At 56.9% G+C, this 19,138-nt stretch carries 17 protein-coding genes, 1 tRNA gene and 2 pseudogenes; 10 read left to right on the top strand and 10 right to left on the bottom strand.

Translation table 11 applies throughout. From position 1 onward, the window contains the following. Positions 1–51 precede the first annotated feature (51 nt). A complete protein-coding gene (locus ABRP66_RS06880; protein WP_284852392.1) occupies positions 52–1,104 on the top strand; it encodes an NHL repeat-containing protein in 1,053 nt (350 codons plus the stop codon). Positions 1,105–1,107: 3 nt separating this feature from the next. After that, the gene (locus ABRP66_RS06875; protein ID WP_284852391.1) at positions 1,108–2,223 is read left to right on the top strand and encodes a quinone-dependent dihydroorotate dehydrogenase; all 1,116 of its coding nucleotides are present in this window, start codon (positions 1,108–1,110) and stop codon (positions 2,221–2,223) included. 61 nt (positions 2,224–2,284) lie between these two features. Here the strand turns inward: ABRP66_RS06875 and ABRP66_RS06870 are convergent, their stop codons facing one another. Next, positions 2,285–2,677 (bottom strand): hypothetical protein, encoded by a 393-nt coding sequence (locus tag ABRP66_RS06870; protein WP_005282983.1) that lies wholly within the window; start codon positions 2,675–2,677, stop codon positions 2,285–2,287. After that, positions 2,677–3,216 carry a YbhB/YbcL family Raf kinase inhibitor-like protein gene (locus ABRP66_RS06865; protein WP_023022376.1) on the bottom strand — a complete coding sequence of 180 codons (540 nt, stop codon included), beginning with the start codon at positions 3,214–3,216 and terminating at the stop codon, positions 2,677–2,679. Before ABRP66_RS06865 ends, ABRP66_RS06870 begins: the two co-directional genes overlap by 1 nt. A 238-nt stretch (positions 3,217–3,454) precedes the next feature. Here ABRP66_RS06865 and ABRP66_RS06860 point away from each other — a divergent pair. From ABRP66_RS06860 to ABRP66_RS06850, 3 genes are all read left to right on the top strand, one after another. After that, positions 3,455–3,540, top strand: a tRNA-Leu gene (locus ABRP66_RS06860). 102 nt (positions 3,541–3,642) lie between these two features. After that, positions 3,643–4,383, top strand: a complete 741-nt coding sequence (locus ABRP66_RS06855) for a TVP38/TMEM64 family protein (protein ID WP_296089361.1) — start codon at positions 3,643–3,645, stop codon at positions 4,381–4,383. 29 nt (positions 4,384–4,412) lie between these two features. Continuing rightward, positions 4,413–4,985 (top strand): MarR family transcriptional regulator, encoded by a 573-nt coding sequence (locus ABRP66_RS06850; protein WP_284610219.1) that lies wholly within the window; start codon positions 4,413–4,415, stop codon positions 4,983–4,985. Between the two features lie 26 nt (positions 4,986–5,011). Here the strand turns inward: ABRP66_RS06850 and ABRP66_RS06845 are convergent, their stop codons facing one another. Then, positions 5,012–5,851 carry a DUF3097 domain-containing protein gene (locus tag ABRP66_RS06845; RefSeq protein WP_284796123.1) on the bottom strand — a complete coding sequence of 280 codons (840 nt, stop codon included), beginning with the start codon at positions 5,849–5,851 and terminating at the stop codon, positions 5,012–5,014. A 33-nt stretch (positions 5,852–5,884) separates the two neighbouring features. On the opposite strand from ABRP66_RS06845, the gene ABRP66_RS06840 reads away from it, so the two are divergent. Next, positions 5,885–6,658 (top strand): Rv1486c family protein, encoded by a 774-nt coding sequence (locus tag ABRP66_RS06840; RefSeq protein ID WP_284770647.1) that lies wholly within the window; start codon positions 5,885–5,887, stop codon positions 6,656–6,658. Positions 6,659–6,680: 22 nt separating this feature from the next. Here ABRP66_RS06840 and ABRP66_RS06835 read toward each other — a convergent pair whose 3' ends face one another. The 3 genes from ABRP66_RS06835 to ABRP66_RS06825 all read right to left on the bottom strand — a co-directional run bounded on the left by ABRP66_RS06835 (position 6,681) and on the right by ABRP66_RS06825 (position 11,336). Further along, positions 6,681–7,754: a ferrochelatase gene (locus tag ABRP66_RS06835; RefSeq protein WP_284770646.1), complete on the bottom strand. Its 1,074-nt coding sequence runs from the start codon at positions 7,752–7,754 to the stop codon at positions 6,681–6,683. Between the two features lie 32 nt (positions 7,755–7,786). After that, complete coding sequence (locus ABRP66_RS06830) at positions 7,787–9,169, bottom strand: NlpC/P60 family protein (RefSeq protein WP_349838502.1); 1,383 nt, start codon at positions 9,167–9,169, stop codon at positions 7,787–7,789. Between the two features lie 1,690 nt (positions 9,170–10,859). Continuing rightward, positions 10,860–11,336, bottom strand: a complete 477-nt coding sequence (locus ABRP66_RS06825; RefSeq protein ID WP_284785140.1) for an Rv1476 family membrane protein — start codon at positions 11,334–11,336, stop codon at positions 10,860–10,862. 374 nt (positions 11,337–11,710) lie between these two features. On the opposite strand from ABRP66_RS06825, the gene can reads away from it, so the two are divergent. After that, complete coding sequence (gene can / locus ABRP66_RS06820; protein ID WP_284819495.1) at positions 11,711–14,527, top strand: aconitate hydratase; 2,817 nt, start codon at positions 11,711–11,713, stop codon at positions 14,525–14,527. A gap of 194 nt (positions 14,528–14,721) precedes the next feature. Next, positions 14,722–15,297 (top strand): TetR/AcrR family transcriptional regulator, encoded by a 576-nt coding sequence (locus ABRP66_RS06815; RefSeq protein WP_284796119.1) that lies wholly within the window; start codon positions 14,722–14,724, stop codon positions 15,295–15,297. A gap of 116 nt (positions 15,298–15,413) precedes the next feature. On the opposite strand, the gene ABRP66_RS06810 is transcribed toward ABRP66_RS06815, so the two are convergent. Then, positions 15,414–15,557: an integrase core domain-containing protein gene (locus ABRP66_RS06810; RefSeq protein WP_284796172.1), complete on the bottom strand. Its 144-nt coding sequence runs from the start codon at positions 15,555–15,557 to the stop codon at positions 15,414–15,416. Positions 15,558–15,723: 166 nt separating this feature from the next. Next, entirely contained in the window at positions 15,724–16,047 is a 324-nt protein-coding gene (locus ABRP66_RS06805; RefSeq protein ID WP_349838501.1) for a DDE-type integrase/transposase/recombinase, read from the bottom strand. Between the two features lie 64 nt (positions 16,048–16,111). On the opposite strand from ABRP66_RS06805, the gene ABRP66_RS06800 reads away from it, so the two are divergent. Further along, positions 16,112–16,237 (top strand): hypothetical protein, encoded by a 126-nt coding sequence (locus ABRP66_RS06800; protein WP_284850174.1) that lies wholly within the window; start codon positions 16,112–16,114, stop codon positions 16,235–16,237. A 264-nt stretch (positions 16,238–16,501) separates the two neighbouring features. Here ABRP66_RS06800 and ABRP66_RS06795 read toward each other — a convergent pair. Further along, positions 16,502–16,700: pseudogene (locus ABRP66_RS06795) on the bottom strand (hypothetical protein). A gap of 52 nt (positions 16,701–16,752) precedes the next feature. On the opposite strand from ABRP66_RS06795, the pseudogene ABRP66_RS06790 reads away from it, so the two are divergent. Continuing rightward, a pseudogene (locus ABRP66_RS06790) lies at positions 16,753–17,976 on the top strand (IS3 family transposase). 156 nt (positions 17,977–18,132) lie between these two features. Here the strand turns inward: ABRP66_RS06790 and ABRP66_RS06785 are convergent. After that, positions 18,133–18,864 (bottom strand): trypsin-like serine protease, encoded by a 732-nt coding sequence (locus tag ABRP66_RS06785; RefSeq protein WP_284850127.1) that lies wholly within the window; start codon positions 18,862–18,864, stop codon positions 18,133–18,135. Positions 18,865–19,138: the final 274 nt, after the last annotated feature.

Here is a 19,138-nt window from a genome sequence, read left to right as displayed (position 1 = left end):
GTCGCGCACGGCTTCGGGAAATCACAACGCGCGCTGTTAGGATAAGTATCCGTGAAATCACGATCCCGCTCCACACTCGTACTATCCAGCTTGCTAGCACTCTCCACTGCTGCGCTGGCCGCCTGCGATTCCACCGTGGGCGTAGGCGGTGATCCCGAAACCGCGGTAAAGGGCAACGCCACCCCGGCCGCATCTCCCAGTGACACCGATCCTACCGGCACGGTCATCGATTTCGATGAAGACATTACGGATCTGGCTGCGGTAAAAGATACGATTGCCGTTCGCACCGCAGACCAGGTGCACATTGGCAGCCAGGATGACTTTGGGGCCAACAAGGCTAAGAGCATCGATATCGATTCCACCTGCGGCGATTTAAGCTCTTCTGAATCTGGATTCGTCTTGGCTTGCCAGGACAAGGTCTTGCTCATCGAGCCTTCTGCGCCGGAATCACCGGAAGAAATCAACATGGATGAGGACTTCCAGGTCACCGCCGCTACCCAGATTTCGACCGGCGAGGTCTTTGTCACCGCAGACGATTCCGCTGTGGTGGGCCGGTACAAGGATGGCACGCGGGACGGCGAAATCTCCGTAGAGGCCGGATCGGACCAGATGCTCGCCGTTCCCAATGCGGATGGCGATGACGGGATTGTGCGCATTCAGCGTTCGGATTCCACGATCCAGAATATCGATTGGCCCAATGACCGCGCCGGCGGCCGGTTGCGCGCTGGCCAGGGTGTCGGCCAAATCGCGGTGGGTAATAACGGCGTCGTGCTCGCCTCCGATACCGAGGGCGGCCGGATCGCAGTCTATACTTCCGATGACGTCGTCCGCCTGCACCAATACGGCGTGGTCGACGGTACCCCGTGGGCGGTGGCCTGGGATGACTCGCGCGAGCTCGCGTGGGTTACCACCACCGATAACAACATCGCACACGCCTATTCCATTGACAAGGGCGTTCCCGAATCCCGCGGCGAGATTGCCACGCTTGCCGATGCCCAAAATATTTCCGCTCTTTCCAATGGCACCATCGTGGTTGCCTCCGCATCCGGCCAGGGGCTGCAGTTCGTGGCGGATCCACACCTGACAAAGGCAAAGGAGTCTTAATCCATGGTTTCGACCTTCGATTCGCTGCGCAAAGGCGCCTATCAGCTGGCGCTGCGCGGGATGTTTCGCTTAAGCCCCGAGCGCATCCACGGCATTATCAACTCTGGCCTGCACGGTCTGCACGCGGCAGGGCCTGCCAATCGCGCGCTTGGCCGCCTCCTGCCGGTCAATGATCCAGTCTTGAAACAAGACGTCTGCGGGATCACTTTCCCGCGCCCGCTCGGCCTTGCGGCCGGGTTTGATAAGAACGCCGCGGCTGCCGATGCCTGGTCGCCGCTTGGTTTCGGCTACGCCGAACTGGGCACCGTCACGGCGCAGGCGCAGCCGGGCAACCCGACTCCCCGCCTTTTCCGCCTCAAAGAAGACGCAGCCATCTTAAACCGGATGGGCTTTAATAACGAGGGCGCTGCCGCCGTGGCAGAAAACCTGCGCAAGCGCCGGTACAGCGACGTCATCGGTATCAATATTGGAAAAACCAAGGTCACCCCGGCCGAACGCGCCGTGGATGATTACCGCCGCTCCGCTTCCGTTTTAGGCGGTCTGGCGGACTACCTGGTGGTCAATGTCTCTTCCCCCAATACCCCTGGGTTGCGGGACCTGCAGGCGGTCGAATCGCTGCGCCCCATCCTGCGCGCCGTGCAAGAATCCACCGATGTCCCCGTCATGGTCAAAATCGCGCCGGACCTATCGGATGCCGATGTCGATGCCGTCGCCGATCTCGCCGTGGAGCTAAGCCTCGCCGGCATCGTCGCCACCAATACCACCATCTCCCGCGAGGGGCTTAGCACTCCCCGCGCGGAGGTAGAAGCCCTTGGCGCCGGCGGCATTTCCGGCCCACCGGTGGCCGAGCGCTCCTTAGAGGTACTCCGCCGCCTGAATGCGCGCGTGGGCTCGCAGCTTGTCCTGATTTCCGTCGGCGGGATTACCACCCCGGAACAAGCCTGGGAGCGAATCGCCGCCGGTGCCAGCCTCCTCCAAGGCTATACCGGTCTCATCTACGGTGGTCCGGACTGGATTCGGGATATTCACAGGGGCATCGCCAAGCAAATTCGCGCCCATGGACTAAACAATATTTCTGAGGCCGTAGGCTCCAACCTGCCGTGGAAGGCAATAAACTAGCCGCCAGATAGCACAAATGCCACGTGTAGAACCACGTGGCATTGCTTATTTATAGGCCCGCTTAGGAGGTCGCCATGACGCTGCGCCGCAAAATTAAGGCACAGATGGCGGACATGCCGGCATAAAAGAGCAGCCAATACTGCTGTTGAATTAGGAGATCGTGCTGCGGCAGAAAGCGGCTAGCAATAATCAAGGCCACCGCCACCGCTAGGGCGATAATCTGCGCGCGGCTTCCGGCATGCTCTTTGCTCATTGTGCTGAAGGCACCCACCATCACCGCCGCGATAATGATCGCGAGGTTACTGTAGGTCCAGACAAAAGGTGCGCCCCATCCATCGCTAAAGACGGAAATCAAGGCGAAGAGGATCAGCACGAAAGCGACGACCAAAAAAGCACCGCCCACCCGCAGCGCTGCGGGTGGGGTCACTGGGTTTTTAGGAGCAGAACTCGCCATTACTTGGCCTCGTACCAACCCCAGAGGATTGCCCGGCCCAGTGCGTGGAAGTGCAGGTTGAAGCCGAGGACGGTGGGGGAAGAATCCGGATCGATATCGAGGGTTTCTACGTCTACGGCGTGGACCGCGTAGAGGTAGCGGTGCGGCGCGTGGCCGGCCGGTGGGTTGGCGCCAAAGTGGGTGCGGTTGCCGGAATCATTGCGCAGGCTGATAACACCGTCGATGCCAAGGTCCTCTGCCGCCCCGGCATTGGTGGGCAGCTCGGAGACATCGGTCGGAATATTAAAGGCGGCCCAGTGCCAGAAACCGGAAGCAGTCGGTGCATCTGGGTCAAAGCAGGTGACCGCCAAAGACTTGGTTCCCTCCGGCAGCCCGGACCATGCCAGTTGCGGAGACACGCTTTCCGGCGCGCGGTGCTTTTCTGGGATCTCATCGCCTTCTACCAAGTCGGTAGAAGACAGCCCGAAGCTGGGGAGATCGCGCAGCGGGGCGTAGGGGTCAGGTCCGGGGAATCGAGTGTCATCTGCATAAGAAGTCATGTACCCCTTTGTACCGCAGATCACACGCGCTTGTCGATGCCCCTCCCACTCACCCCACAACCGTGCGGCTGGTGTCAGGCCGTGCTCCTATCTAGGCGCTGCGGCCTACCAAGTTACAAGGATGTATTTCCCCGCCTTGAAATCGTGCGGTTTATGAGGATTTACCTGGCGATTTGTATTCCGGTAGCGGAACACGATAAAGTTTCGGGGTGCCCAACCGAGAGGTTGTCAACACCCTGCCCGGGTGGCGGAATGGCAGACGCGCTAGCTTGAGGTGCTAGTGTCCTATTAACGGACGTGGGGGTTCAAGTCCCCCTCCGGGCACACTGTGAAGTCTCGAGACATCGTTCCTATGGTGTCTCGAGATTTTTCTATAAGTACAGCTCTTTTCTATCAGCCCGGCCCAGCCGACTACGATACAAACGCATGACCACTTTCCGGGATTGGATACACAGCTTTGGTAGCTTCTGCGTTCAACTCACCCACTCTGCTTGGAGCTCAATCCGTGCGTGGTCACCGCGACGGTGGATACTCATCTTCGTACTCGCACTTGCTGGAGTTGCGCTTTTTATCCGGCTCGATGTCCCCGACCTCTCCCAGATGCGGGCCGCCGCTGCCCGCCTTGGCGCGTGGTTTCCGGTCGCCTTCACGCTAGGTTATGTCATATTTACGCAATTTCCCCTGCCCCGGACCATCTGGACGGTTGCAGCTGGCATCCTTTTCGGCCCCTGGCAGGGTCTTGCTATCTCGCTATTCGCGCTCACCATCTCGGCCGTATTATCGCTGCTGATTGTGCGCAGCCTGCTCGGAGACTGGATTAGGCCGCACCTTGCCCACCCCGCGGTCTATACCATCAATGCTCACTTGGAGCGACGCGGCTGGCTGGCCATCGCTTCCCTGCGCATGGTCGCGGGAGTGCCCTTTAGCCTCCTCAACTATGTCGCCGCACTTACCCCCATCAGCGTTTCCCACTTTACGGTCGCTACGCTGATCGGCTCGATTCCCACCACGGTCATCGGCACTTTCTTCGGTGATGCCCTGACTGGCACCGCCAGCCCCGGGATCATCATTGCCTTTATTATCTTTGCCCTCGCCGGGATCGGTGGCCTCATACTCGATTCGCGCCTGCCGACTCCCGCCCAGTCAAGGTTAAACGGTAGACTGTAACGAACTGCTCGCGATAAAGGAGGATCCTCGTGCTCGCTGTCCATGCCCGCTACCGTGGGCGTTCCGTGCGCCGCGCTGAGCTCGTACAGCGCTCGGCCGCTGCGTTATCCACCCTCGATGGCGTCGGCGAGTTTCATGTCCTCGGCGTGGAGGATATCTGCGCCGTTGTCGATTCCGCCACCGCAGTGTGTGAGGTTGTCATGGCCTTGCTTGCCGATGGCGACTGGGCCATCGGCATCGGCATCAGCCCCGGCAACCAGGCAGACGAAGATAGCGCGCGCCACGTGGCCACCGCGGCGCTGAAAAATTCCGCGCGCATGGGGCAGGTCTATACCAAACTCAATAAGCGCGGCCGTTCCGCGGAGGCAAGCGATATCGCCGCTGCCTTCGCGCTCATTGGATATGTCCTTAATAAGCGCACCATCGAGGGCCGCGAGGCAACCTCCCTTGTAAGGGCAGGGCTCAATCAAAATGAGGCCGCAGAAGAATTGGGCATTTCCAAACAGGCGATGTCCCAAAGGCTGCAGGCTGCGGGCTGGAGCGCTGAGATGGCCGGGTGGCAATTGGCGGTAAACCTCATTGAACGCGCTAATCTAGCCTAAGCCCCGAAGGTGCGGCTCGCCGTGGGTTAGACAAGGTCTGATTTGTGTAGCTCTGGTGTGGTTACAAAATCCACCAGCCGCTCGACCGCACCAATAAGGCTCGAGTCTAGGTCCCTAAATGAATGGACCGCGTTATATACGTGCCGCCACCCATCGGAGGGATCGGACCACCCCACGCGGCGGCAAATCCCGGTCTTCCAGTCTTCGCCGCGCGGTACCTCCGGCCACGCTTTCAGCCCTACCCGTTGCGGTTTTACTGCTGCCCAAATATCGACAAAGGGGTGGCCGGTGACTAGAACATGTTCGCCCACTGACTCGGTCATTCGCGTTTCTTTCGACCCCTTGACCAAGTGATCTGCGAGAACGCCTACCCGGCGAGTAGGGCCAGGCTTAAACTCGGCCAGTCTTTCTTCGAGGTTGTCCAAGCCCTCTAGGTATTCCACGACCACACCTTCTACGCGCAGATCGTGCCCCCACACTTTTTCTACAATGGCGGCATCGTGAACGCCTTCGACCCAAATGCGCGATGGCGCTGCCACCTTGGCCTCCACGTTTTCTACCCGCCTAGAACCCGAATTCGATTTGCGGGGGGCTTGCTTGGGCACGTACCTCGTCAGCGTCACCGGCTGACCTTCTACTAAGAATCCGCCTTTAATGAGGTTAAATACTCGCTCGACGCCGTGGCGGTCTTCTAGCCGTACGACCTCACCAAAGACGGTCTTATCCACGCCTAAAACGGCGCCCACAAAGTCATCACCGCGCACTTCTACCACCATGCCCGGTTCTGCGGGCACTTCTGGGTACTGGGTGGGCTTGCTGCGTCGGTGCCCAGCAAAAATATCTCCGCCATAAGGATCTAAACTCATGGCCCGATAGTCTATCTACTACACTTGCTCGCCATGGATATGCGCGCCGAAGTCTGGTCCCCTCTCCAAAACTCTGCCATCTGGCTAGCTGCGTGGTTGTGGGGACATGAGACAACAGATGAGCTGCTCGATGCCCTGACAGAGCTGGGCGGGCGCCCCGAATGCTTGGATGAATCTCCCTTCATCGATTTGCTCGCCTTGCTGCGCGCCGAAACGAAGGAGCTCACTTCTCAGCCAGGCGCGGGCGGGGAGCCTCTTCTCCGGCTTATTTTATCTGGCCCGGGTGAAGCGCCGGCGCTTCCCGCAGGATCAGAATCTGCCCGTGCGGCCGCGCAAAGTTCAGCGGGCGCCATCGTTGTGCGCACCAACGATCCGGAAGTTTCGCTCGTCCTTGTCCCCCATCCCCATCGAGCTCACACGGCATGGCAGGTGATTCGTGAGGATCAGCCGCCACCTTCACCGGCATGGCTGAGCCCCGGCGAAGCGGATGCCTTGTTAACTAAGGCGACGGATGAATCCGCCGATCTCATTACGGTCACCGGCTACCAGTCCACCGCGCTGACTAATCCCCGGCTCACGGTGGGGACCCTGAGCGATTTTTATGACACGCCCGGCCTGCCACCGGCCACCCCGCCCCGGGCTGCGAAACTCTTTGCTCGCGCGGACCGCGTTGCCGCGATCATCGAAACCGTCACGGATAGGATCAACGATCACAGCCTCGATCCGCAGCTCCTCCGCTTATGGCGCCATATCCGGCAAGCGCGGATGACGGCAGTGGCTTATTCAGCAGCGGAATTCGCTCGCTAGAACAGGCCCGCCCAGAGTACTTTTAGTGGGCGCGAATATCGCAGCAGCCTGCAGCGCAGGGCGCGCCGTTGGTGGTACACCCTTGTACGGTGACATTCCCGCTGGTCTCCCACGGTTTCCCCTGTTCGAGTTCTTCCACCAGATCCACGACCATGTCCGCAAACCGCTGGGAGGGGCCAGCGGTACGGGCGCGCTCGACCTGTACTCCCATCTCATCGGCGGCAGCTTGCAGTTCAGAGTCCAAGTCCCAGATGACCTCCATGTGATCGGAGATAAAACCGATGGGGCACACCACTACGGCGCCTACCCCGTCTTTTTCATGAAGTGCGGTGGTGTGGTCAACGATGTCCGGCTCCAGCCACGGCGTCTTCGGGTTACCGGAGCGCGATTGCCACACCAAGTCGTAATCCGAAATTCCGACGCGCTCGGCCACTAAGCGGGAGGCTTCGGCTACTTGCCGGGAATAAAGGTTCTTGTCCCCGTCTGCACCACCGACATTATCGTGTGCATTCGGCACCGAGTGGGCCGTAAACAGCATGCGCGCGCTGCCCGTTTTCTCGACGGGTATACGCCGCCAGGCCTCGGCGACGGCATCGGCCATCTCCGCGATGAACTTGGGATGATCATAAAATTGTCGAATCTTGGTGAACTCGATTTCTGGCAGACCATTATCTGCAAGGTGTTGCCGCATCGCAGCAATGTCTTCATCGTATTGCCGGCACGCCGAGTAGCCACCCCAAGCGGAGGTGGCGAAGACGGCCACCCTGCGAATCCCTTCTTCCGCCATCTTCTCTGCGGTAGCTGTGGCAAAGGGGTGCCAGTTCCGATTGCCAAAATAAACCGGCAGATTATGTCCGCGTTTTTTCAGCTCGCCTTCGACGTTACTGATAATCTCCCGGTTCAGGCCGTTGATCGGGCTTACCCCGTCAAAGTGGTAATAATGCTCGCCCACTACTTCTAAGCGCTCGCGCGGAATTCCGCGGCCCCGCGTCACGTTCTCTAAAAACGGAACGACCTCCTCATTTCCTTCCGGGCCACCGAAAGAAAGAACGAGGAGGGCGTCGAAATTTTGGGCAGGATGCTGTGCGTCAGTCATGCCCTAAATAGTAGCAACCACAAGGCTGAGAATTAGAGAAGGCGCACGACCTCCGGGGTCGCACCAGCCCAGCGCACTGGGGAGACCTGTACATTCTGGCCAGACTGCGGGGCCTCAATCATTTGGTCATTGCCCAAGTAGATCGCAACGTGCTGGCTGCCGCCGGCGCCGTAGAAGATGAGGTCGCCGCGCTGCAAGTTGTCACGCGAAACCTTATTGCCCATTTGGTACTGCGCACCGGAGTAGTGCGGAAGGTCCAAGCCGGCCGCGGCGAACGCGTACTTAGTCAATCCAGAACAATCAAAACCGCTCCGTCCGTAGTCACCAAAGCTATCGGCGATGCCGCCGTCCCGGAGGCCGCCAGTTGGGCCATTGTTGTCGCCACCGCCCCACACGTATGGGGTTCCGATGACAGATTCTGCGCGAGCGATCACCGCCTCAATCTGGCTGCTATTGCCCGGAGCAGGGGTAGATGGCGCTCCAGGCCCTTGACCGGTGGCGGAAGGATCAGTGCTTGCCGATGGCGCCGTATTCGGGCTGCCAATGCCCAACAGGTCTGCAGATCCGTCCATCAGTGCCCGCATATCGTCTTGATCAACGGCTGCGGCGAGATCGCCTGCGATGTCCATAACATCCGATGCCGAGGAACCGGTACCGTAGTCCACCGTGTTAAAAGACGGCGTTGCTCCTTGATTAAGTGCGGTGCCGAACTCCGCCTTCGGGGTGGCCGCGTCCGCCTGCCCCTCTACGACGGCGTCATCGTGCGTCACCTCAGGAAGCGCAGTTTCATCCGGAACAATCTCGTCGGTAAAGTTTTGAGCCTTGTCCTTATTCAAGCCTTGCGGCTTGACGGTATCGCCGGAAAGCGCATCCGCACCTACCCTAAAGTCAAGGTTTTTATCTTGATTTTGTACCTTTGGAAGGTCGCCCTGCTGGGTCACTTCCACCGCCTGCTGCTGGTGGGCAAAAGAGGCCTCAGCGAAGTTGCGGGTGGCATTCATTTGAGCCTCCCGCTGGGCTAAGTTGCGGCGGTGCTCGACCATTGCCGATTCGGCTGCACGCTTTTCAGCATAAGCTTGGTCAAGCTCTGCCGCGTCGTCCGCAACCGCAGGATCAGCCGAAAGCTGGGCGATGCGCTCCGTCGCGGCCGCCGCTTGCTCCTCCGCCTGGTCGAGCAGCTGGCGCAGCTGATCTACGTCCCGCTGCTGAGCATCAACGTTGGATACGGCGCGGGCAATGGAGTCATCTGCATCGGTGCTTGGAACTTCTTCAACCGCACCGGCCTGGGCGGGATCGAGGAGCTCATCTGCTCCGGCAGGAGCGATGGACGTCAGGGGCGATAGCGCTGCGACACCTATGACTGCAGCGATAGTTGCACGAACATGTCGGATGCGCGGTAGACGAATGGTGGCCACTGGAATTCTCCTTGTTTGGACCACCTCCCTTTTAAAGAATGGGACGCAATGTGCCGCACTTGGGCATAGGAATGCCCGAGACACTGAAGCTTGCGCATTTCGCACAGCAGCAAGCCCAGAGTCTTCTTTGCGATATTCCGAATCCGATAGCTCACACCCAAAGGCTTATGGGCTTATGGGTATGCGTTATCGCCCTGGCAGCCCGCGGCCCCAGGATGTACATGGCACATGAGCCCGAAAATTGTAGAGACTTCACCTAGGGAGTGCGCACGTCAATTAAAGCTCTATGCAACTGATGCTTGAGCTCAGTAGCCTCACGTCACGCTGTCCAACAATCGCTACTATTTCCCCATACCAGCGACAAGGATGGTGCATTTTCTCCACGTGTCCTACGCGGTTCATTGTGAACGTGAGCGCTCTAACGCTACTGGGAGCATTTACAACTCTCCCATCGCAGTGCCAATCTCAGATTGGCGCATCTTCATCGAGCTCCACTTGTGACGTGCAGTGAATTTAGGTAGCTGGCAGAGTCCAGACCCTTTCGCACGCTGCGCTTGGCACAGTGAGAACTGCCCTATGATCCTTGGCACGACTCGCCGCGGCGCAGTGGAGGTACAGCTTTATGCGTGTACCCATTCGTGCGAGGGCAAGTGGCCACAAACCATGAACAGGCCACACGATGCTGGCCCTAGTGTGATTCCGGTTCCCTCATTCTCTCATTCTGCACGTACCCGACTGCGCTTCTCAGCGAACCTCGTATCTGGATTCCGCTTGACCGAGAATCCACTATCGAAGGGCTCGACAAAGAACCACACCCGCATACCCACACGATGGAGCTCTAGCGAACTCGTCTCACCACTTTTAAGGAAGGTGGGTTGATGTTTATTTTTCGAACATTGTCATCGCTCAAGTGAAAAGTTTTTCTACTCTCCCGTTCGAGAGTTCCCTCGTGGTTCATTGACTTCCAAGAACCGCCAATTCCTCGATTCCCGCGAGGCGTGCTTCCCCACATACCCGTGCGAATCTTCAATTGACCGTCAAGGCTAAGCCCATGAACTCAAGAAGATATTCACGTCTCTTGAGTCGACACTCGAACCATACGTCACGACACGCCCTTTTCGCACACATTCCACTTAATTACGTGGAGTCAAGTTAAACCACATGACGCAACATTCGTACCTAACCTGCAATAATTTTGTTACCAACCCGTTATTGTGATGTTCGCCACTTTGGTTTTTATATTCCGAGGGCCGTGCGTCATGAGCTGCAGCCAAATCGGGGCCATTTCACCGCAGTAGAACCACTCCCCCAGTGAAAATCAACCACTAAGCCTTTACTTTTGCCCCTCCCCCGCTCCCCTGACACTTTTAGGCAATGGGAGTTTTCTTCATTCGCAACGACCCGGAGTCGCCCGAGGGCCGCCCATAAAGAACCGATGGATTACGCCAATGTCTGAACATCATTTTCCATAAATCTCAGGGTAGGCACCGCGAGTTCCTTCGGTGCGGTGCGCCACGACGCTCTTGCAGCCGTAAAATTTAGCTCGCTTCGACGGATGGTTTTGGGGCGCGCCGAGCGCCGAAAACGGAAAATTTTCTTCTACTTTTTCGAACAAACATAGTTAGAAGTTGGATACGCTTGGACGCCTTGATGCGTCCGCTCTCTCCAGATCGAGCCCCCTTAATGGCCGCTACTTATCCCGAATTTCGCGATGATGGGAGGCACGCCAATAACTTAAGCCGCCGAAAAGGAGGGCGAGTATGGCGACGACGGCGACGACGGCGACCATCGGAAAGCTGCTTTGCTCAAGCCCTGCATAGTACTGCTGCACAAGATCGACTTGGTTCAGTCCTGGCCTTAATTGCGCTTGGGAAGATTCAATATCCGCGCGGCTATAGTTCTCGCTAACCGAGGAGACATGGCGCGGGGTCTGCACGATGACGGTGTGCAGATTGGTAGCATCATAAAGCTCTTGTGCAATGTCGCGCGCGTCGGCGGCCTTGAAAACAGAAACATCGACCACGGCAATCCCGTCGCCCTCACGCAGTTGCTCGGCGACGTGTGCATTTAGCTGAGCATCCGATTCCAGCGAGGGTGCAGAATAAGCTACGCCGTCCTGCTTGAGCTGCTGAGCCAACTGCGGGACGTCCACTTCACCCGGAACCATTCAATCCTCTTCCCTCTTCTTAATTATAGCCGGGGCTCGTGCACCCGAGATCGGGGGTTATGCCTTGCGCATATTCCTTGGTCTTTCTTCATTAAAGATAAAGGTTACCGCCGCCGCCTACACAGTAAACGCGCCGAGTACGGCAAAAAGCTTTAAACAGAACGCTTGTCCCGTTACAATTGGAGCAACGGAAGGTTTTTACCTCTACAATAAATAGGTGAACCATCGCGTTCTTTGCCGTCTTTGGCACTGCGGGCCCCATGGCTTCGTCTCGACCACTATGTGGTCGCGCACCTTTTGCTTATCCCGCATCTCCAGCAGGCGGCGAGTACAAAACAGAACAGACTGTTTATCAACAAGGAATGGAGCTCCCTGTGACTGAAAGCTTGAACTCCTTCGATGCCAAGAAGACCCTTGATGTCAACGGCAAGTCTTACGACTACTTTGACATCAACACGGTTCCTGGCATGGAGAAGTTGCCGTACTCCCTCAAGGTGCTGGCAGAAAACCTGCTGCGCAATGAGGACGGCAAGAATGTAAACGAGGACCACATCAAGGCCCTCGCCAATTGGGATCCAAAGTCCGAGCCGGATACTGAAATCCAGTTCACCCCAGCCCGCGTCCTCATGCAGGACTTCACCGGTGTTCCCTGTGTCGTCGACCTCGCAACCATGCGTGAAGCCGTGTCCGCTCTTGGCGGTACGCCAGACCAGGTTAACCCGCTGAACCCGGCCGAGATGGTTATTGACCACTCCGTCATCGTTGAGGCCTTTGGTTCCACCGACGCTCTTGAGAAGAACGTTGAAATCGAGTACCAGCGCAATGAAGAGCGCTACCAGTTCCTGCGTTGGGGTGCTGAGAACTTCTCCAACTTCCGCGTTGTTCCTCCGGGAACCGGTATTGTCCACCAGGTCAACATCGAGTACCTGTCTCGCGTTGTCTTTGACAACGAGGGTCTTGCATACCCGGATACCTGTATCGGTACCGACTCCCACACCACCATGGAAAACGGCCTGGGCATCCTGGGCTGGGGCGTTGGCGGCATCGAGGCAGAGGCTGCCATGCTTGGCCAGCCGGTATCGATGCTCATCCCAAAGGTCGTCGGATTCAAGCTCACCGGCGAAATCCCGACCGGCGTTACCGCAACTGACGTCGTCTTGACCATTACGGAGATGCTGCGTGAGCACGGCGTTGTCCAGAAGTTCGTAGAGTTCTACGGCAATGGCGTCAAGTCCGTCCCGCTGGCTAACCGCGCCACCATCGGCAACATGTCGCCAGAGTTCGGTTCCACCGCGGCCATCTTCCCCATCGACGAAGAGACCACCAAGTACCTCGAGCTCACCGGTCGCCCGCAGGAGCAGATCGACCGCGTCGAGCAGTACGCCAAGGCACAGGGCATGTGGCTGGCAGAGGACACTCCGGAGCCGGAGTACTCCGAGTACATCGAACTCGACCTGTCCACCGTTGAGCCATCCATCGCTGGTCCGAAGCGCCCGCAGGACCGTATCCTCCTTTCGGAGGCCAAGGAACAGTTCCGTAAGGACCTGTCCAACTACACCACCGACGAGGTATGCGTGGATGACTCCTCCGTAGAGGCAAAGCGCATGTCCGCTGAGGGCGGCGCGCCTGGCGATGAGGACGTTACCGGTGGTTTGAACAAGTCGCGCGAGGGGCACGGCGAATCCGCCGCCGCTGGTGCTAAGGGACGTCACTCCAACCCGATCACCGTTGAACCTGATAACGGTGGCGAGTACACCCTTGACCACGGCATGGTGGCAATTGCCTCCATCACCTCCTGCACCAACACCTCCAACCCATCCGTCATGGTGGGTGCAGGTTTGATTGCACGTAAGGCCGCCGAAAAGGGCCTGCGCTCCAAGCCATGGGTTAAGACCATTTGTGCACCTGGTTCCCAGGTTGTCGATGGCTACTTCCAGCGCGCAGACCTCTGGAAGGACCTCGAGGCTATGGGCTTCTACCTGTCCGGCTTCGGCTGCACCACCTGTATTGGTAACTCCGGCCCACTGCCAGAGGAAGTCTCTGCAGCCATCAATGAGAACGACTTGGCAGCTACCGCAGTTCTGTCCGGTAACCGCAACTTCGAGGGTCGTATCTCCCCGGACGTCAAGATGAACTACTTGGCATCCCCAATCATGGTCATCGCCTACGCTATTGCCGGCACCATGGACTTCGACTTCGACAACCAGCCGCTGGGCCAGGACGAAGACGGCAACGATGTCTTCTTGAAGGACATCTGGCCTACCCCGCAGGAGATCGAGGACACCATCCAGTCCGCTATCTCTCGCGAGATGTACGAGGCTGACTACGCCGACGTCTTCAAGGGCGACGACGCATGGCGCAACCTGGATGTTCCAGAGGGCGAGACCTTCGAGTGGGATGAGGACTCCACCTACATCCGCAAGGCTCCGTACTTCGAGGGCATGCCGACCGAGCCGGACCCAGTTGAGGACATCAAGGGCGCTCGCGTTCTTGCGAAGCTTGGCGATTCCGTCACCACCGACCACATCTCCCCTGCTTCTGCCATCAAGCCGGGCACCCCGGCCGCGCAGTACTTGGACGAGAACGGCGTTTCCCGCTCTGACTACAACTCCTTGGGTTCCCGCCGCGGTAACCACGAGGTCATGATGCGCGGTACCTTCGCTAACATCCGCCTGGCCAACCAGCTGGTGGACGAGACCGGTGGATACACCCGCGACTTCACCCAAGAGGGTGCACCGCAGGCATACATCTACGATGCATGCGAGAACTACAAGGAAGCCGGCATCCCACTGGTCGTTATCGCTGGTAAGGAATACGGCACCGGTTCTTCCCGTGACTGGGCTGCAAAGGGCACCAACCTTCTGGGTGTAAAGGCAGTTATCACCGAGTCCTTCGAGCGCATCCACCGCTCGAACCTCATCGGTATGGGCGTTATCCCGCTGCAGTTCCCTGATGGCGAGTCTCACGAGTCCTTGGGTCTGGACGGTACGGAGACCTTCGACATCGAAGGCATCACCGAGTTCAACGACGGTTCCATCCCGAAGACCGTTCACGTCACCGCTACCAAGCAGGACTCTGACGACGCCGTCGAGTTCGACGCTAACGTACGTATCGACACCCCGGGTGAGGCAGAGTACTTCCGCCACGGCGGTATCCTGCAGTACGTGCTGCGCCAGATGGTGAAGAACTAAGCCACTTAATGCGACGGAAAAGTACTAAGCTTTTTGGGCTTAGTGCTCGTCGCTGAGCTTGAAGACGCGGGGTCGCACCGCTCTCTCCCGTAGAGGGCTCTGCGGCCCCGCGTTTCTTTATTGTCGTTCTATGTTCGTTTCAGAACATACTTAACTTGAAGTATTAATCATTCCTAAAAGGAGACGACCTCACTATGCCAATCGTGAGTGAATCTGAGTTAAATCGGCGGCGGCACGAAATTCTCGTTGGGGCGCGGCGTTGCTTTGCCGAACATGGCTATGAGGGTGCGACGGTTCGCCTCTTAGAACAAGCCACCGGAAAATCACGCGGCGCCATTTTTCACCACTTTGGGGACAAGGAATCTCTATTTCTTTCCCTAGCCCGCGAAGATGCCGCACGCCAGGCAGAAGTAGTGGCTAATAATGGCCTCGTCGAGGTCATGCGTGAAATGTTACGTCACCCAGAACGCCACGATTGGCTTGCCACGCGTCTAGAGATCACTTCTCTACTGCGCACTGACCCCTCGTTTGCCGCGCGGTGGAAAGAACACCAGTCCATTCGTGACGAGGCTATCCGCGCCCGTCTCGCATCCAACGCAGAGCAAGGCCGCCTTCGAGATGACGTGGATATAGATACCCTGGTGTGCTATTTGGAAACCTTCATGGATGGGTTTATTAATAGGCTCGCCTTAGGGGATACGGATGGCCTGGAGCGTGTCCTCGATCTGGTGGAGCAATCGATCCGGAGTTCTAGCTCGCCACAGCGCTAAATGAGCCCATTACGTTGTTAGCAGTACCGCTTGAGGTCACCCAGGATTCGTAGCTCTGCCCCTGTGCAGGGGCAGGTTATGTTTGTCTGCGTTCTGAAGTGCCCCGAGTTTTGTTCCTAGGCATTTGCCTTGATTTCTATTATTCCCTGTTGCGGGTTCTTTTTCCACAATTCGGTTTCCACCTCGGCTGGGGTTCGGTATCCCAGGCTTTGGTGGAGCCTTACCTCGTTCCACCATGACACCCACTCAAATGTGGCGATTTCTACCTCGATAACGTCATTCCACCTGCGAGTATGGATCAGCTCGCCTCTTGTAGGAGCCGTTAACGTTTTCAGCTAGAGCATTGTCATAGGAGTCGCCAACTGTCCCAGTAGAAGCAGTGATCCCGTGTTGGGAAAGGCGCTCGTTGTAGACAATGCTGACGTACTATAAGCCGTGATCCGAATGGTGAATAAGGCCTGTTGTTTCCCTCGCGCTCACAATCGCTTGGTTGAGTGCTTGCAGCGGTAATGCCTCGGTGCGCATCGAGTCCGATAATGCCCATCCGACGATCCGCCGGGAGTAAACGTCAGTGACAAATGCGGTGTACACAAAGCCTTTCTTCGTGCGCGCGTAGGTAATGTCGGCCACCCACAGCTTGTTCGGGCCTTGGGCTTTGAATTCACGCTCGACCAAGTCTGGGCGCAGATCCGACACGTTGAGGTGTGCGCGTTGTGATTGGTGATCTGCCTTTGCCTGTGCCAGAAACACCAGCCAGGCGCATCAGCCGGGTGGTTTGCTCACGGCCGATATCTATTCCGTCACGGTCAAGCGCATGCCACATTTTCCGCACACCGTAGACACCGTCATTATCCCGATGAATGGCACCAATGCGTTCAATCAGCACGGCCGTCACGAAGGCGACGAGCGCTTAAGCCCTCGGGCTTTGGACTGGCGATAACCACGCGAGGTGATGAACCCACCAGCCCGGTTATTTTTCAACGCCAGTGCAGATGAACTCGACAGAGAAACAATCCCGGTATTTATCGATGAACCGGATCATAACCGGGGCTTGGGGCCTGGTCGTGAGGCGAAAAAAGCTGACGCGGCCTTCAGCAACTCGTTGGTATCTCGAAGCTCTTGATTTTCGCGGCGTAGCCACGCGTTTTCGGCGGCCAAATCTTCAGGCACAGGTTCTGGGGTGTTTCCCACGCGGCGGGCAGGCTTAAGTCCATTGACGAGCCGTGTGCCATGAAACCCCCAACTTTGGAGCTACTGCCTGGCATGCGGCTTGCATCGACATATTTTCCGCCAAGATGCGGTCTTCCACGAGACGGACCACACGGTCCTTTGCATCCTGGTCAAATTTTCTTGGCATGTTCCAGATTTTCCCATCTACTCAAACGGAACAAAACCTGGGACACTTTGAAGCATCCTGGGTTTAGTTCCTACCTCTGCTAAGGAAGGATTGGCACTATGCCCAGAAAGTATTCCGCCGAATTCAAGGAGAAGGCGGTCCATCAAGTCCTAGAGATGGTCCGTCTGGAGTCCTGCTCACGGCAACGCGCGTACGAGGAAGTCGTTGAGCTCCTTGGCGTGTCCCACTACACGTTACGCGCCTGGTACCGCGACAGCCTCGCCCATGAGCAGACGACACCAACAGATGGCGAAACCATGGAAGAAGAGCTCAAGCGTCTGCGCCGGGAAAACCGCGAGTTGAAACGAGCAAACGGGATTCTTAAGACTGCTTCGGCTTTTTCGCAGCGGAACTCGACCGACCCACGACCAGATGATCTCCTACATCGACGAGTACAAGGAGCAATTTGGGGCCCGGGGCCATCTGCCGTGTTCTGAAACAAGCAGATCGTGGATTCATTACCTCCCGCGGCTACCGTAAAGCCACCACCCGCGCCCCAAGCGCCAGGGCCTTAAGCGATAGCCTTATCATCCCAAAGATACAGCGCGTCCATGCGGAAAACTTCTCGGACTACGGTATTCGCAAGATGTGGCACGCCATGAACCGTGAAGGCTTTCATATCGGCCGCGACAAGACCGCACGCCTGATGAAACTTGCAGGTGTGTCCGGTCGACGACGTGGACAAACCCCGGTCACCACGATCAGCCCTAAAGTTCCGGATCATCGTCCGGACCTTGTGCAGCGACACTTCCGGGCAGCAGCACCTGGGCGACTTTGGGTCGCCGACATTACCTATGTTCGCACCCTCTCAGGATTTGCGTACACCGCATTTGTCATTGACGTCTGCAGCAGCAAAATAGTCGGTGTTGCCACCCGCTCTACGATGCGCACCGATGCGCTGCCGATGGGAGGCACTGGAACATGCATTAACGACTGCCGGTCGAATCCATGGAGACCAGCTAGTGCACCACAGTGATCGGGGAAGTCAGTGAGTGTCACTGAAGTACTCCACTGCTTTGGCCGAAGCCGAGATCCGGCCGAGTGTTGGCACAGTCGGAGATTCCTATGACAACGCGCTCGCGGAGACGGTCAACGGTCTCTACAAGGCTGAACTTATCCATTTTCAAGGCCCGTGGACGTCAGTGGGAGAAGTCGAGCTAGCAACCCTGCGGTGGACACACTGGTGGAACACCAAACGTCTTCACGAGGCGTTGGACTACGCCGCCCCACTGGAAGTAGAAACCGAGTACTATCTCACCCAGCCCATCAACACAGGGCCGTAAAAGAAGCGGAACCAAACCCAGGACGCTTCAAATTGAACCAACATCAACCCCGAGCCGGACCCCAACACCGACCCTGACACTGTCCCCGAACCACCGATTCAGAAAGGACAGATACACCACTCCATCGGACTTGACCAGAAAATAAATTGATACAGTTTATTTATTTGTTTTACAATCATTAGTCGGATAGTCTTCAACGCTTTTCTCTAGAAAGGAAATTGGCGTAATAGTAGTATCACCTTTACCATTACCACCTTCAATAAGGGCTACCAATTCCCCCGCAGAATTATAGACAGGAGCACCCGAATCCCCAGGTATTGAAGCTATTTGAGCTTTAAGAGTGCGCGCCTGGAAATTCCTCCCCGCTAGGGAAACACCCTCACAATATAGGTTCTTGTCGTCGATAGTCCCCTGAATTCTCCCTCCAAGAAACGTTTTGGTAAAAATAGTGGAAGGGATTTCGACTTCTTTATCACTGACTTTATCGACTCGGAGAGCGTAATTGGTAGGGGAATCAAGAAGTATTTCTGAAACATCCGATCCTTGGCTACTCAACAAGTAATTTTCGCCAACACTTCCAATGCGCCTACCTTTTGAATATACCTCATCCGCTTTTTCGCCGCAGTGACCTGCAGTTAAGGCCCGTCGTTGGGAAATGATAGTTACAGAACATGTCACCGCCCCTTGAGGAGGGCCCACCTGTATCTCGTCACCACTTTCTATGTATGAAAGAGGATCAGAATTCTGCTGCTGCGCAATAGATGCTGATGAAGCCGGGGCTGCTGTCAATACACTAGCCAAAGAGAAGAGGACTACACGGCTCATTATTGGAGTGATTTCGTTTTTCATAATTAATAATTCATAAAAATAAAGAAGAGGTAGGTACATCTAAAGTCCTACCTCTTCTCAGGTTTTATTTCTTCCCATAGGGGACAAATATGAGGAGAATGACCAAAATTGCTAGAGCAATCGTCACGACATACGGCCACTTAGCGTAAACGGAAAGCGCCATCAGAAGAACACCCACAGTGGCCAACAGCTTTTTCCACATAATTTCCTCTCCCAACCATCTTGAATCTTCCTAGTGCGGTTACCCTCGAGTAGTGGACACCCTATTAGTACGGATCTTGTGTCCGTAGGAGAGGATGTTCATTGTGAGTTC

It is taken from the genome of Corynebacterium sp. KPL2680 (genome assembly GCF_040225675.1).
Lineage (GTDB): Bacteria > Actinomycetota > Actinomycetes > Mycobacteriales > Mycobacteriaceae > Corynebacterium > Corynebacterium rhinophilum.
This window is presented reverse-complemented; position numbering and strand designations above follow the sequence as displayed.